The organism is Kosakonia sp. SMBL-WEM22 (assembly GCF_014490785.1).
Classification (GTDB): domain Bacteria; phylum Pseudomonadota; class Gammaproteobacteria; order Enterobacterales; family Enterobacteriaceae; genus Kosakonia.
This window is the reverse complement of sequence record NZ_CP051488.1, coordinates 4,037,596-4,051,295: the sequence shown is the minus strand read 5'-3', so window position 1 is coordinate 4,051,295 and position 13,700 is coordinate 4,037,596. Positions and strand designations below refer to the sequence as shown.

The following is a 13,700-nucleotide window of genomic DNA, read 5'->3' as shown; positions in this document are numbered from 1 at the left end:
CCCAGAGGTATTGATAGGTGAGCGCAACGCTACGTTGCACACTCGACTTACACCAACCTGCGCAGATGCGCAGGTTTTTTTTATCCTGCCGTGTAACAGTAATCGCTAATCGACACACCTCGTTTCACTTCGGCTCATTCTCTTGCTTTTTCCCGCTGGCAGCACACCCAGGCGCAGGTGACAATCAACGTCCCAGAGGTATTGATTGGTGATTTATTCAGTACGCTTTTCGTACTTATTGATTGCACCAACCTGCGCGGACGCGCAGGTTTTTTTTTGCCTGCGTTTTATCCCTCCGCACTTCTCATGTAATCTGCCAGACTCTGAATCACATGCCTCAATGACTGGCAAAAGGAGTTGAAATGCTACTGGGCTTTTTCCGCGGCCTGTTTCGCGTCTTGTTCCGTGTACAGCTGACCGGCGATACCGCGCCTTTAAACGGCGACCGGGTATTAATCACCCCCAATCATGTCTCATTCATTGATGGCGTCTTACTGGCGCTGTTCCTTCCCGGGCGTCCGGTCTTTGCGGTCTACACCTCGATTAGCGAGCAGTGGTATATGCGCTGGGTCAGCAAAATCATCGATTTTGTGCCTCTCGACCCGACCAAGCCCATGTCGGTTAAGCATCTGGTTCGCCTGATTGGCGAAGGCCGCCCGGTGGTGATCTTCCCTGAAGGGCGCATCTCCGTTTCCGGCTCGCTGATGAAGATTTATGAAGGGGCCGGTTTTGTCGCCGCGAAATCGGGCGCAACGGTGATCCCGCTGCGCATTGACGGCGCGGAGCTGACCTTCTTCAGCCGTCTTAAAGGGCTGGTTAAACAGCGCCTCTTCCCGCGCATTACTCTGCATATTCTGCCGCCGACACAGCTGCCGATGCCGGACGCGCCGCGCGCACGTGACCGCCGCAAAATCGCGGGCGAAATGCTGCACCAGATTATGATGGAAGCGCGCATGGCAGTGCGACCGCGCGAAACGCTGTTCGAAGCGTTGCTTAGCGCCCAGTACCGCTACGGTGCCAGCAAGCCCTGCGTGGAAGATATCAACTTCACGCCGGACAGCTACCGTAAGCTGCTGACCAAAACTCTCTTTGTGGCGCGTATCCTCGATAAATACAGCGCGCAGGGCGAGAAAATCGGCCTGATGCTGCCCAACGCTGGTATCAGCGCGGCGGTGATCTTTGGTGCCATCGCCCGCGGGCGCATTCCGGCGATGATGAACTACACCGCCGGGGTGAAAGGGATGAGCAGCGCGATTACCGCCGCGCAAATCAAAACCATCTTCACCTCCCGCACTTTTATGGATAAGGGCAAGCTGTGGCATCTGCCGGAGCAGCTTACCCAGGTGCGCTGGGTCTATCTCGAAGATCTGAAAGGCGAGGTCACCTTTGAAGATAAGCTGTGGATTTTCCGCCATCTGCTAATGCCGCACCGCGCGCAGGTGGAGCAGAAACCGGAAGACCCGGCGCTGGTTCTCTTTACCTCCGGCTCCGAGGGCAACCCGAAAGGGGTGGTGCACAGCCACAAGAGCCTGCTGGCGAACGTCGAGCAGATCCGCACCATTGCCGACTTCACCGCCAACGACCGCTTTATGTCGGCGCTGCCGCTTTTCCACTCCTTCGGCCTGACGGTCGGCCTGCTGACGCCGCTCTTTACCGGCGCGCAGGTCTTTCTCTACCCCAGCCCGCTGCATTACCGCATTGTGCCGGAGCTGGTCTATGATCGTAACTGCACGGTACTGTTCGGCACCTCGACCTTCCTCGGTCACTACGCCCGCTTCGCCAATCCGTATGATTTCTACCGCCTGCGCTATGTGGTCGCCGGGGCAGAAAAATTGCAGGAGAGCACTCGCCAGATCTGGCAGGACAAGTTTGGCCTGCGCATCCTGGAAGGCTACGGCGTGACCGAATGCGCGCCGGTGGTCTCCATCAACGTACCGATGGCGGCGAAACCGGGTACCGTCGGGCGTATCCTGCCGGGCATGGACGCGCGCTTAATGGCGGTGCCGGGCATTGAAGAGGGCGGTCGCCTGCAGTTGAAAGGACCAAACATCATGACCGGCTATCTGCGGGTGGAAAACCCCGGCGTGCTGGAAGCGCCAACGGCGGAAAACATTAACGGCGAGATGGAGCCGGGCTGGTATGACACCGGCGATATCGTGCGCTTCGACGAGCAGGGCTTTGTGCAGATCCAGGGCCGCGCAAAACGCTTCGCCAAGATCGCAGGCGAGATGATCTCACTGGAGATGGTGGAGCAGCTGGCGCAGGCCGTTTCGCCGGAGAAAATGCACGCCACCGTGGTGAAAAGCGATGCCAGCAAAGGCGAGGCGCTGGTGATGTTCACCACCGACAGCGAACTGACGCGCGACAAACTGCAACAGCAGGCGCGCGCACAGGGCGTACCGGAGCTGGCCGTCCCGCGTGATATCCGTTTCCTGAAACAGCTGCCGGTGCTGGGCAGCGGCAAGCCCGATTTCGTGACCCTGAAAGGAGTGGTGGATGAGGCAGAAACCGAACACGCATGAGTCAGTGAGCGCTAACTCTCCGCTCTTGTCGCGAGGAATGATGGCGGTGATTGCCGCCCAGTTTCTCTCGGCATTTGGCGACAACGCACTGCTCTTTGCCACGCTGGCACTGTTGAAAGCGGAGTTTTACCCAGACTGGAGCCAGCCCGTTCTGCAAATGGTGTTTGTGGGCGCTTACATTCTTTTTGCACCCTTTGTCGGTCAGGTGGCTGACAGCTTTGCCAAAGGGCGCGTGATGATGGTTGCCAACGCCCTCAAACTGCTGGGCGCGGCGAGCATCTGCGTGGGGGTTAACCCCTTTGTCGGTTATCTGCTGGTGGGCATTGGCGCAGCGGCTTACTCCCCGGCGAAGTATGGCATTCTCGGCGAGATCACCACTGGCGATAAGCTAGTGAAGGCGAATGGCCTGATGGAGTCCTCAACCATTGCCGCGATCCTGATCGGCTCGGTGGCGGGCGGCGTACTGGCCGACAGGCATGTGCTGGCGGCGGTTGGCGTTTGTGCGCTGGTCTACGCCGGGGCGGTGGTGGCCAATCTGCTGATCCCGAAACTGCCTGCGGCGCGCCCCGGGCGCTCCTGGCGCTTTGGACCGATGACCGCCAGCTTCTTCAGCGCCTGTAAGAGCCTGTGGCAGAACGGGGAAACCCGCTTCTCGCTGGTGGGCACCAGCCTTTTTTGGGGCGCGGGCGTGACGCTGCGTTTCCTGCTGGTGCTGTGGGTGCCGGTGGCGCTCGGCCTGACGGATAACGCCACGCCAACCTACCTCAACGCGATGGTTGCCGTTGGCATTGTGGTCGGTGCCGGGCTGGCGGCGAAGCTGGTGACGCTGGAGAAGGTCTCACGCTGTATGCCGGCTGGCGTGTTGATTGGTATCGCGGTGGTGATCTTCTCGCTACAGCACGCTCTGCTGCCTGCTTATGGTGTGCTGATGCTGATCGGTGTGCTCGGTGGCTTCTTTGTGGTGCCGCTCAACGCGCTATTACAGGCGATTGGCAAGGAGTCAGTCGGTGCGGGCAACGCCATTGCAGTGCAGAACCTCGGTGAAAACACCGCCATGCTGCTGATGCTGGGGCTCTACTCACTGGCCATCAAAGTGGGCGTGCCGGTGGTGGGCACTGGGATCGGGTTTGGGGTGCTGTTTGCGCTGGCGATTGCGGCGCTGTGGATCTGGCAGCGCCGCCGGTAAATTTTACGGAGCGGGGTAGGTGTAGACCTGATGCACCGCCTCGATCTCCGCAATCACCTCATCGCTCAAATCAAGATGCATGCTCTCAACGTTCGTTTTCAGCTGCTCCATCGTCGTCGCGCCCAGCAGGGTGCTGGCGACAAAGGGCTGACGACGAACGAAGGCCAGCGCCATCTGCGCCGGATCGAGATTATGTCGCTTCGCAATATCGACATACGCCGCTACCGCTTTTTGCGACTGCTCGCTGCTGTAACGGGTAAAGCGGCTGAACAGCGTGTTGCGTGCGCCTGCCGGTTTCGCCCCGTTCAGGTATTTACCCGTCAGCGTACCAAACGCCAGGCAGGAGTAGGCCAGCAGCTCAACCCCCTCATACTGGCTCACTTCCGCCAGACCCACTTCAAAGCTACGGTTCAGCAAGCTGTAGGGGTTCTGGATCGTCACAATGCGCGGCAGCTCATGCTTTTCTGCCAGTTGCAGATAGCGCATCACACCAAACGCCGTTTCGTTAGAGACGCCGATATAGCGGATTTTACCGGCGCGCTGGCACTCGGTAAGGGCTTCCAGCGTCTCCAGTAAGGTAATGACCGGCGCGCTTTCCACCCAGCTGTAGCCCAGCTTGCCAAAGCAGTTGGTCTGGCGCTGCGGCCAGTGAACCTGGTAGAGATCGAGATAATCGGTTTGCAGGCGCTTTAGGCTCTCATCAAGCGCGGCGCGGATATTCTTGCGATCGAGTGCCTGGTTTGGGCGAATGCCGCTATCGCTGTTGCGGCTCGGGCCGCTCACTTTCGAGGCGATAACCAGTTTTTCGCGGTTGTTGCGCTTCGCCAGCCAGTTGCCGACGTAGGTCTCCGTCAGACCCTGGGTTTCCGGGCGCGGCGGGACAGGGTACATCTCTGCGACATCAATCAGGTTAATGCCCTGGCTGACCGCGTAATCAAGCTGTGCATGGGCGTCGGCTTCGCTGTTTTGTTCACCAAACGTCATTGTGCCCAGCCCGAGGGTGCTTATTTCAAGCGAACTGTGGGGGATACGGTGATAGTGCATAGCCGGCTTCCTTAAACAAACATGCCACGTCAGCTGAGCTGACAAAGGAATATAACCATGGCAGAGGGGAAGCAAAAGGGAAAGGAAAAAATGGATTAAAGGCCAGCAGGTTACTGACCTTTATAGGGAATTTTTAGCGCTCAATAATCTGGGATACGTCATCGCGGTTAATCTGCATTTTGTTACCCTGCTGGTCGTGATAGCTCACCAGCCCGGTGTCATCATCAATCTGCGGCTTACCGTCCGTCAGAATCATTCTGCCATCTTTGGTCGACATCACGTAGTCACTGCTGCAACCGCTGACCGCGCATGCCAGCCCGACCGCAGAAATTATTACTGCCCACTTCTTCATTGTTCGTATCCTCTCGGCTTTTCCTCACAGAAGTGTAGTAATAACGCGCCCTTATGCGATGAAAAAGCGGGATTATCTGAAAATTATTGCTAAGAGGGCGCAAACTTCAATTGCCACATTATAAAACGGTGCGTTTCGTTGAGCGTAGCCGCGCTTTGTTGCGCAGCGAAACGTATGGCTTAACCGCTCAAAACTGGCTAAGTCGATAATGCGAAATGGCGCGCAAGCAGCGCGCGGGTAAAGTTCTTTTTCAGATAAAAACCGCGCGGCAGCGTCAGAATCGGCTCACCGTGCTCGCCAATGGCTTCGGTTAAGGCTTTGCTGTTTGCCGCTTTTGGGCGCAGCTGTAGCACTTCGCCATGACGGGCGGTGATGCGCGTCACCTGGCCGAGCACGATCAGATCCATTAACTCCTCCCAGTCCTGGCGCAACTGCAGCTCCTCATCGGCGTCCGGGCTCCAGAGCAGCGGCGATCCTACCCGACGCTCAGCAAGGGGAATGGTGCGCGATCCCTCGACAGGTACCCACAAAACGCGCTTGAGCTTATGGCGGACATGACTGGTCTCCCACACCACTCCTGTGTTGCCGGTCAGCGGTGCCACGCAGACAAAGGTGGTTTCCAGCGGACCGCCCTGCGGATCTATCGGGATGGTTTTCAACTCTACGCCCAGCGCCGCAAAATCCTGCTCAGGCTTACTGCCTGCGCTCGCGCCCAGCCAGCGCTCCAGCAGCACACCGATCCACCCTTTGTCGCGTTTCAGATCGCGCGGCGTCGGCATGCGGGCAAGTTCAGCCAGTTCGCCTAACGTATAGCCTGCCAGCCGCTGCGCCTGCGCCAGCAGCTGCGCTTCGGTTTCCGGCGGAGCGGTGAGAGGAGTGATTACACACATGCTAAAACCTTTTGGTTAAAAAATAGACATCAGTTTTCCACCGCACGCAGGAAGTTTATCGTGTTCCGGGAAAAAAGAGCAATGCAATGATTTATAAGCTAATTTACAAGTGCTTTTCCTGTGTTGCGCAACAGGCCGCGAGGTTTTCCAAATCTGGTCACTGACAATGAACAGGATCTTACACCCTGTTATCCACAGAAAAGTGGGATAAGTGGGAATAACCACGACTACTGTTTCCATTTACAGCCTTGACGCGGGCGTAAAATCGAATTTTTGCACAAAATGTGCCTAACTTAGTGGCATAATCTGTGGATAAATTCGGCTCTGTTCGATCTTTCATCAACGCCAGGATCTTAAATGTGATGAGTATCACAAAAGAACAGTGTGGCGGTCTGTTTTATGCAATAAACCAATGAAATTAAGAGAGTAATTTTTTACGCATTTTAAGTCACTATTCAGACTACTCCGGGTTTTCCCTGGGTAATTCCACACTTCTTCACAACTCTATCCACAGAAAAGGTGAATAAAACCCCTCGGGGTTCGCTACGGCTGTTTATAAGTGTGATGATAACTGTGAGTTATTCAATTGTTATTCGTTTATCTGCCTGTCATAGAGTGGTTTACCGTTTTCCGGGAGTGTGAAACAATCGCTTTATTCAGGTTTATTTTGAGGTAGTCCGGTGATTGATGACGATGGCTACCGCCCAAATGTGGGAATCGTAATCTGTAATCGACAGGGTCAGGTCATGTGGGCCAAACGCTTCGGACAGCACTCATGGCAGTTTCCCCAGGGGGGAATCAATCCTGGAGAATCTCCGGAGCAGGCCATGTACCGGGAGCTGTTCGAGGAAGTGGGCTTAAGTCGTAAAGATGTTCGTATCCTTGCTTCTACCCGTAACTGGTTGCGTTACAAGTTACCGAAACGTTTGGTGCGTTGGGACACAAAGCCGGTTTGCATCGGCCAGAAACAGAAATGGTTTCTTTTGCAGTTGATGAGCAACGACAGCGATATCAATATGCAAACCAGCAGTACACCCGAGTTTGATGGCTGGCGTTGGGTGAGCTACTGGTATCCTGTTCGCCAGGTTGTGTCGTTTAAACGCGACGTCTACCGGCGGGTGATGAAAGAGTTTGCAGCCGCTGTGCTGGCGCTTCAGGAGACTCCTGTGAAGCCGCAAAGCGCGCCTGCCTGGCGACGGAAACGAGGTTAAGCCACCCACATTATGCTCACCCGACTGCGAGAGATTGTTGAGAAAGTTGCCAGCGCGCCACGTCTTAACGAAGCGCTGGAGATACTGGTTACCGACGTTTGTCTGGCGATGGAAACCGAAGTGTGTTCGGTCTATCTCGCAGATCACGACAGGCGCTGTTTCTATCTTATGGCGACGCGCGGTTTGAAAAAGCCGCGCGGCCGCACTGTTACGCTCGCATTCGATCAAGGTATCGTCGGCCTGGTAGGCAGGCTGGCGGAGCCTATCAACCTTGCTGACGCGCAAAAGCACCCCAGCTTTAAATTTATCCCCTCGGTGAAAGAGGAGCGGTTTCGCGCTTTCCTCGGCGTGCCGATTATTCAGCGCCGTCAGCTGCTTGGCGTGCTGGTGGTGCAGCAGCGAGAAATTCGCCAGTACGACGAGAGCGAAGAGTCCTTCCTTGTCACTCTCGCCACCCAGATGGCGGGCATTCTCTCCCAGTCGCAGCTAAACGCCCTGTTTGGTCAGTATCGCCAGACCCGCATTCGCGCGCTACCTGCGTCGTCCGGCGTGGCGATTGCCGAAGGGTGGATGGATCAAACGCTGCCATTGATGGAGCAGGTTTACCCAGCCTCAACGCTGGATACTTCCCTTGAGCGCGAAAGGTTAACCACCGCGCTGGAAGAGGCGGCAAATGAGTTTCGTCGCTACAGCAAACGTTTCTCCGCAGGGGCGCAAAAAGAGACGGCGGCGATTTTTGATCTCTATTCGCACCTGCTCTCCGATGCGCGTCTGCGCCGCGAGCTGTTTGAAGAGGTCGACCGCGGTGTGGTCGCCGAATGGGCAGTAAAAACCGTTATTGAGAGCTTTGCCGCGCAATTTGCCGCACTCAGTGATGGCTACCTGAAAGAGCGCGCGGGCGATCTGCGCGCCCTCGGTCAGCGTCTGCTGTTCCATCTCGATGACAATATTCAGGGGCCGAATAGCTGGCCTGAACGCTTTGTGCTGGTAGCAGACGAACTTTCTGCAACGACGCTTGCCGAGTTGCCGCATGACCGACTGGCTGGCGTGGTGGTGCGCGATGGTGCCTCCAACTCCCATGCCGCCATTATGGTGCGCGCGCTGGGCATTCCTACGGTTATGGGAGCCGATATTCAGCCTTCAGCGCTGCATCGGCGGACGCTGATTGTCGATGGTTATCGCGGCGAGCTGCTGGTCGATCCTGAGCCGGTACTGCTGCAGGAGTATCAGCGTCTCATTACGGAAGAGAATGAGTTAAGCCGTCTTGCCGAAGATGATGTTAATCTCGAAGCCCGCTTAAACAGCGGCGAGCGGGTTAAAGTGATGCTCAACGCTGGCCTAAGCCCCGCTCATGAAGAGAAGCTGGGTAAACGGATCGACGGTATCGGGCTTTACCGCACCGAAATTCCCTTTATGTTGCAAAGCGGCTTCCCCTCCGAAGAGGAGCAGGTGGCGCAGTATCAGGGCATGTTGCAGATGTTCAACGACAAGCCGGTAACGCTGCGTACGCTGGATGTTGGGGCCGATAAGCAGTTGCCCTATATGCCGATAAGCGAAGAGAACCCCTGTCTTGGCTGGCGTGGCATTCGCATTACTCTCGATCAGCCGGAGATCTTCCTGATTCAGGTGCGCGCAATGTTGCGGGCAAATGCCGCGACCGGCAACCTCAGTATCCTGCTGCCGATGATCACCAGCATCGATGAGGTGGATGAAGCGCGCAGGCTGATAGAGCGGGCCGGGCGAGAAGTGGAAGAGATGATTGGTTATGCCATCCCGAAACCGCGCATCGGCGTGATGCTGGAAGTGCCGTCGATGGTGTTTATGCTGTCGCACCTCGTTAACCGCGTCGATTTTATCTCTGTCGGTACCAATGATTTAACCCAGTACATTCTGGCCGTCGATCGTAACAATACGCGTGTAGCGAATATGTACGACAGCCTGCACCCGGCGGTGTTGCGCGCGCTGGCGATGATCGCAGGCGAAGCTGAACGGCTGGGTATCGATCTCTGTTTGTGTGGCGAAATGGCCGGCGATCCAATGTGCGTCGCGCTGCTGATTGGTATGGGATACCGGCACCTGTCAATGAATGGTCGCTCCGTGGCGCGTATCAAATACCTGCTGCGGCGTATTGATTGCGAGGAGGCGCAGACACTTGCGCAGCGTGCGCTGGAGTCGCAGCTGGCAACGGAAGTGCGCCACCAGATTGCCGCCTTTATGGAGCGGCGCGGGCTCGGCGGGCTGATTCGCGGCGGGATTTAAGCGGCGATTTATTTAACCTCCTCTGCCATCCTTTTTGCTCCGCAGGCGATATGCCTGATGGCGGCTTCGCCTTATCAGGCCTACCAGGGCAGACCTGTGTTGTCGAACGGATAAGCATTGTTTTGTAGGCCGGATAAGCGCCAGCGCCATCCGGCAGAAGTTACGCACCGTGCTTTGCCATTCGTAGGCCGGATAAGCGCCAGCGCCATCCGGCAGAGGCTTCGCAGCGGGCTTTGCCGTTCCCAGGCCGGATAAGCGCCAGCGCCATCCGGCAGAGGTTCCGCAGCGGGCTTTGCCATTCGTAGGCCGGATAAGCGCCAGCGCCATCCGGCAGAGGCTTCGCAGCGGGCTTTGCCATTCGTAGGCCGGATAAGCGCCAGCGCCATCCGGCAGAGGCTCCGCAGCGGGCTTTGCCATTCCCAGGCCGGATAAGCGTCAGCGCCATCCGGCAAGCGTTCTGCTCAGAGCCTCAACCTGTGCCGTTTCGTTTATACATAACTTTTACAACATAGCGGCAACCTGCCTGGTGTCCCTTATGCTATGATTCGCAGCTTTGGAGCGGCCGTCAGGCGCGACCGCGTCGGTGTACCGCTGTCCACTTTCGGCGGAATAACAACAAGTTGTGGTGACAGATGAACAGTGGCTATCTGCATTTTCCGGATTTTGATCCGGTGATTTTCTCCATCGGACCCGTATCCCTGCACTGGTACGGTTTGATGTATCTGGTCGGTTTTATTTTCGCTATGTGGCTGGCAACTCGCCGGGCTAACCGCCCTAACAGCGGCTGGACCAAGAATGAAGTGGAAAACTTGCTCTACGCAGGCTTCCTCGGGGTGTTCCTCGGTGGTCGTCTCGGCTACGTGCTGTTCTACAATTTCCCGCTCTTCCTCGACGATCCGCTCTATCTCTTCCGCGTATGGGACGGCGGTATGTCCTTCCACGGCGGCTTGATTGGGGTGATCGTGGTGATGATCATCTTCGCTAAACGCACCAAACGCAGCTTCTTCCAGGTCGCCGATTTTATCGCACCGCTGATCCCGTTTGGCCTCGGCGCAGGGCGTCTGGGTAACTTTATTAACGGTGAGCTCTGGGGCCGTGTCGATCCCTCTTTCAAATACACCATGCTGTTCCCGGGATCGCGCGCGGAAGATATGGCGCTGCTTCCTTCACACCCGGAGTGGCAGTCGATTTTTGATACTTACGGCGTACTGCCGCGCCACATGTCCCAGCTTTACGAGCTGGCACTGGAAGGCGTGGTGCTGTTTATCATTCTCAACCTCTTTATCCGTAAACCTCGCCCGACCGGCGCGGTCTCCGGCCTGTTCCTGATTGGCTACGGCGCGTTCCGTATCATCGTTGAGTTCTTCCGCCAGCCCGACGCGCAGTTTACCGGCGAGTGGGTGCAGTACATCAGCATGGGGCAGATCCTCTCCATCCCGATGATTATTGCAGGCGCCATCATGATGATCTGGGCGTACCGCCATCGTTCGCCGCAACACGTTTCCTGAGGAACCATGAAACAGTATTTAGAGTTGATGCAAAAGGTGCTTAACGAAGGCACCCCGAAAAATGACCGCACCGGGACAGGCACGCTGTCTATTTTTGGCCATCAGATGCGTTTTAATCTGCAGGAAGGCTTCCCGCTGGTGACCACCAAGCGCTGCCATTTGCGTTCAATTATTCATGAGCTGCTGTGGTTCCTGCAGGGCGACACCAACATTGCTTACCTGCGCGAGAACAAGGTCTCTATCTGGGACGAATGGGCCGACGAAAACGGCGACCTTGGCCCGGTCTATGGCAAACAGTGGCGCGCCTGGCCGACGCCGGACGGCCGCCATATCGATCAGATCTCCACGGTTATCGAGCAACTGAAAAACGATCCGGACTCGCGCCGCATTATCGTTTCGGCGTGGAACGTCGGCGAACTGGATAAAATGGCGCTGGCCCCGTGCCACGCTTTTTTCCAGTTCTATGTGGCAGATGGCAAGCTCTCTTGCCAGCTTTACCAGCGCTCGTGCGACGTATTCCTCGGCCTGCCGTTCAATATTGCCAGCTACGCGTTGCTGGTGCATATGATGGCGCAGCAGTGCGATCTTGAGCCGGGTGACTTTGTCTGGACCGGTGGCGACACGCACCTTTACAGCAACCACCTTGAGCAGACGCATCTGCAACTGAGCCGCGAGCCGCGTGCGTTGCCGAAGCTGGTGATCAAACGTAAACCCGCTTCGCTGTTTGATTACCGTTTCGAAGACTTTGAGATCGAAGGCTACGATCCGCACCCTGCGATCAAAGCGCCGGTCGCTATCTGACCTCGCTCAGCCTGACACAACCGGCGCGTTAACGTGCCGGTTTTTTTTGCCTGCAAATCGCTTTTTCGGCACAGCTTCCAGCCTTGATGTAACGGACTGCAATCGCCCCTTTTCCTTGCGTAACGCCTCGTAAACCTGCCTTTTCTCCCTCGACGAATAACGTCCCCGGCGACAGACTGCCGCCATGAAAAAAGAAGATGGTTTTACGTTGATTGAAACTCTCGTTGCCGTGGCGCTGATTGTCATCCTCAGTGCCGCGGGGATCTCCGGCTGGCAGAGCTGGCAAGCGCAGCAGCGGCTGTGGCAAACCGCGCTGCAGACGCGCCATTTTCTTGAGCGATTACGGGAAGAGGCCAACTGGAATAACCAGTCGCAGGTTGTTTACAGTGTGCGGGAAGGGGAGCAATGGTGCTTGCTTAACGCACCGGCGGCGCGTTGCTCAGCGCAGCAGGCGTTAACGATGCGCCCAGCCTGGCCGGACGTCGCGCTGGCTGATATCACGCCGTCGCTCGGCTTTTATGGTTTACGTAATACCGCCTGGCCGGGGCATATCCGCCTGCGCAGTAGCGCCGGAGAATGGCGTGTGGTGGTCTCCGCATGGGGAAGGATCAGAATGTGTCGGCCTGGGGGAGGAAGTATATGTTAAACAATCAACGCGGCTTTTCCTTGCTGGAGACACTGCTGGCGATGGCCATCGGTAGCGTGCTGCTGCTCGCTTCCGCCCGTTTTCTGCCCGCTCTACAAATTGCGCTTATGCAGCACACTCAACTGCAAACTATTGAAGACGATCTCTGGCAGCGGCTACGGGCCGTCGCAAAACACCTGCAGCGCGCAGGTTACTGCAACGGTAGCTGTAATGGTCAGCCGCTTTTTATCAGCGCTAAAAGGGAGTGTTTTATTGCGCAGTGGGATGCCAACAGCAATGGTCGCTGGGAAGGGGCACCCAGTAATGAGGCGGAACAAACGGCTTTTCGTCTGCAAAACGGCGCGCTGGAAACGCTGCGCGGCGCGACCTCCTGCGTCGGACGTGGGTGGGAGAAAGTTACCGATCCGGCGCAGATGCGCGTGGATCGTTTTAGCGTGACTCAACGCCAGATGGCAGGCTTTGCGCCGCAGCTTACCGTTCTGCTTGCTGCCAGCCTGCCTGGGATGCCTGAAAAAGCGGTGAGCGGAGAGCTAACCGTTACCGGATATAACCTGTGAATCGGCAGCGCGGTGTATCTTCTCTGGCGCTAGTGCTGCTGTTACTGCTGTTGGGCAGCCTGATGCTCAATGGCCTCAACCGGCAACTAACCAGCCATGTCTGGCGGGTTAACCGTGAAAGGCAAGGAATACGTAGTGCAGCTGAAATCTCATCGGCGATGGAGTTAGCGCGCCACAGGCAATGGCCGTCAGAGCCTGCTTTGCAGTGCCTGCAACCTGCCGCAGAGGGCGTGCGAAGCTGCCTGCGTATTTTTGCCGACGGCTCCGCTTTGCTTATCGCCGCCAGTGCAGAAACCGCGTTATGGCGGCTGGGACGGATAGAGGGTGAGGAGGTTCGCTTCTCGCCCCACGGCTGGAGCGATTTTTGCCCGCTTAAGGAGAGCGAATTATGTCAATTTCCCTGAACCGGGAACGGGGCTTTAGCCTGACGGAAGTCCTGCTGGCGATGTTATTGATGGTGATGGTGGTCACAGCCCTTGGCGGGTATCATCGCGCCCTGTCCAGCGGGTTTTCAGCCACCAGCCAGTGGCGACAGCTCTGGCGTTATGCGTGGCAGCAGGCTCAACCTTACGCGACGCCGCTCCCTTCGGGCTGGCAAGTTTCACGGGGGCAGACAACAACAGAAGGATGTGTCAGCATCAACGTCACCGTTATCTCGCCGCAGGGCAGGCAGGGGAAAATGACGCAACTTTTTTGCCCAAATAGTCAGTAGTCAGGAGCACGT

At 56.9% G+C, this 13,700-nt stretch carries 14 protein-coding genes; 10 read left to right on the top strand and 4 right to left on the bottom strand.

The features are described from left to right. Positions 1-362: 362 nt before the first annotated feature. Positions 363-2,522, top strand: coding sequence for a bifunctional acyl-ACP--phospholipid O-acyltransferase/long-chain-fatty-acid--ACP ligase (aas, locus tag HF650_RS19490; protein WP_187799996.1), 2,160 nt, complete (start codon positions 363-365; stop codon positions 2,520-2,522). Then, positions 2,497-3,708: a lysophospholipid transporter LplT gene (gene lplT / locus HF650_RS19485; protein ID WP_187799995.1), complete on the top strand. Its 1,212-nt coding sequence runs from the start codon at positions 2,497-2,499 to the stop codon at positions 3,706-3,708. Before aas ends, lplT begins: the two co-directional genes overlap by 26 nt. Positions 3,709-3,711: 3 nt before the next feature. Here the strand turns inward: lplT and HF650_RS19480 are convergent, their stop codons facing one another. The 3 genes from HF650_RS19480 to mutH form a co-directional block, all read right to left on the bottom strand. Further along, entirely contained in the window at positions 3,712-4,752 is a 1,041-nt protein-coding gene (locus HF650_RS19480; RefSeq protein WP_187799994.1) for an NADP(H)-dependent aldo-keto reductase, read from the bottom strand. A 133-nt stretch (positions 4,753-4,885) separates the two neighbouring features. Then, a complete protein-coding gene (locus tag HF650_RS19475) occupies positions 4,886-5,104 on the bottom strand; it encodes a YgdI/YgdR family lipoprotein (RefSeq protein WP_023481134.1) in 219 nt (72 codons plus the stop codon). A 197-nt stretch (positions 5,105-5,301) separates the two neighbouring features. Next, entirely contained in the window at positions 5,302-5,994 is a 693-nt protein-coding gene (mutH, locus tag HF650_RS19470) for a DNA mismatch repair endonuclease MutH (RefSeq protein ID WP_187799993.1), read from the bottom strand. Between the two features lie 680 nt (positions 5,995-6,674). On the opposite strand from mutH, the gene rppH reads away from it, so the two are divergent. Together rppH and ptsP are read left to right on the top strand one after the other, a co-directional pair. Continuing rightward, positions 6,675-7,205 (top strand): RNA pyrophosphohydrolase, encoded by a 531-nt coding sequence (gene rppH / locus HF650_RS19465; RefSeq protein WP_034813806.1) that lies wholly within the window; start codon positions 6,675-6,677, stop codon positions 7,203-7,205. Positions 7,206-7,217: 12 nt separating this feature from the next. After that, on the top strand, positions 7,218-9,464 hold the full coding sequence (ptsP, locus tag HF650_RS19460) for a phosphoenolpyruvate--protein phosphotransferase (RefSeq protein ID WP_187799992.1): 2,247 nt from the start codon (positions 7,218-7,220) through the stop codon (positions 9,462-9,464). Between the two features lie 160 nt (positions 9,465-9,624). On the opposite strand, the gene HF650_RS19455 is transcribed toward ptsP, so the two are convergent. Beyond that, positions 9,625-9,822, bottom strand: coding sequence for a hypothetical protein (locus tag HF650_RS19455; RefSeq protein ID WP_187799991.1), 198 nt, complete (start codon positions 9,820-9,822; stop codon positions 9,625-9,627). A 274-nt stretch (positions 9,823-10,096) separates the two neighbouring features. Between HF650_RS19455 and lgt the strand changes: the two genes are divergently transcribed. The 6 genes from lgt to HF650_RS19425 all read left to right on the top strand — a co-directional run bounded on the left by lgt (position 10,097) and on the right by HF650_RS19425 (position 13,688). Then, on the top strand, positions 10,097-10,972 hold the full coding sequence (gene lgt, locus HF650_RS19450; protein WP_187799990.1) for a prolipoprotein diacylglyceryl transferase: 876 nt from the start codon (positions 10,097-10,099) through the stop codon (positions 10,970-10,972). 6 nt (positions 10,973-10,978) lie between these two features. Further along, positions 10,979-11,773 (top strand): thymidylate synthase, encoded by a 795-nt coding sequence (gene thyA, locus HF650_RS19445; protein WP_187799989.1) that lies wholly within the window; start codon positions 10,979-10,981, stop codon positions 11,771-11,773. Positions 11,774-11,957: 184 nt separating this feature from the next. Next, positions 11,958-12,419 (top strand): prepilin peptidase-dependent protein, encoded by a 462-nt coding sequence (locus HF650_RS19440; protein ID WP_187799988.1) that lies wholly within the window; start codon positions 11,958-11,960, stop codon positions 12,417-12,419. After that, positions 12,413-12,976, top strand: coding sequence for a prepilin peptidase-dependent protein (locus tag HF650_RS19435; protein ID WP_187799987.1), 564 nt, complete (start codon positions 12,413-12,415; stop codon positions 12,974-12,976). The genes HF650_RS19440 and HF650_RS19435 overlap by 7 nt, the downstream gene beginning before the upstream one ends. After that, the gene (locus HF650_RS19430; protein ID WP_187799986.1) at positions 12,973-13,380 is read left to right on the top strand and encodes a DUF2509 family protein; all 408 of its coding nucleotides are present in this window, start codon (positions 12,973-12,975) and stop codon (positions 13,378-13,380) included. Before HF650_RS19435 ends, HF650_RS19430 begins: the two co-directional genes overlap by 4 nt. Next, positions 13,365-13,688 carry a prepilin-type N-terminal cleavage/methylation domain-containing protein gene (locus tag HF650_RS19425; protein ID WP_187799985.1) on the top strand — a complete coding sequence of 108 codons (324 nt, stop codon included), beginning with the start codon at positions 13,365-13,367 and terminating at the stop codon, positions 13,686-13,688. Before HF650_RS19430 ends, HF650_RS19425 begins: the two co-directional genes overlap by 16 nt. Positions 13,689-13,700: the final 12 nt, after the last annotated feature.

Coding starts and splice junctions, on each gene's coding strand:
- thyA (WP_187799989.1), top strand. CDS start 10,979: ATGAAACAGTATTTAGAGTTGATGCAAAAGGTGCTTAACGAAGGCACC.
- HF650_RS19440 (WP_187799988.1), top strand. CDS start 11,958: ATGAAAAAAGAAGATGGTTTTACGTTGATTGAAACTCTCGTTGCCGTG.
- mutH (WP_187799993.1), bottom strand. CDS start 5,994: ATGTGTGTAATCACTCCTCTCACCGCTCCGCCGGAAACCGAAGCGCAG.
- ptsP (WP_187799992.1), top strand. CDS start 7,218: ATGCTCACCCGACTGCGAGAGATTGTTGAGAAAGTTGCCAGCGCGCCA.
- lplT (WP_187799995.1), top strand. CDS start 2,497: ATGAGGCAGAAACCGAACACGCATGAGTCAGTGAGCGCTAACTCTCCG.
- aas (WP_187799996.1), top strand. CDS start 363: ATGCTACTGGGCTTTTTCCGCGGCCTGTTTCGCGTCTTGTTCCGTGTA.
- HF650_RS19435 (WP_187799987.1), top strand. CDS start 12,413: ATGTTAAACAATCAACGCGGCTTTTCCTTGCTGGAGACACTGCTGGCG.
- HF650_RS19480 (WP_187799994.1), bottom strand. CDS start 4,752: ATGCACTATCACCGTATCCCCCACAGTTCGCTTGAAATAAGCACCCTC.
- HF650_RS19475 (WP_023481134.1), bottom strand. CDS start 5,104: ATGAAGAAGTGGGCAGTAATAATTTCTGCGGTCGGGCTGGCATGCGCG.
- HF650_RS19455 (WP_187799991.1), bottom strand. CDS start 9,822: ATGGCAAAGCCCGCTGCGAAGCCTCTGCCGGATGGCGCTGGCGCTTAT.
- HF650_RS19425 (WP_187799985.1), top strand. CDS start 13,365: ATGTCAATTTCCCTGAACCGGGAACGGGGCTTTAGCCTGACGGAAGTC.
- lgt (WP_187799990.1), top strand. CDS start 10,097: ATGAACAGTGGCTATCTGCATTTTCCGGATTTTGATCCGGTGATTTTC.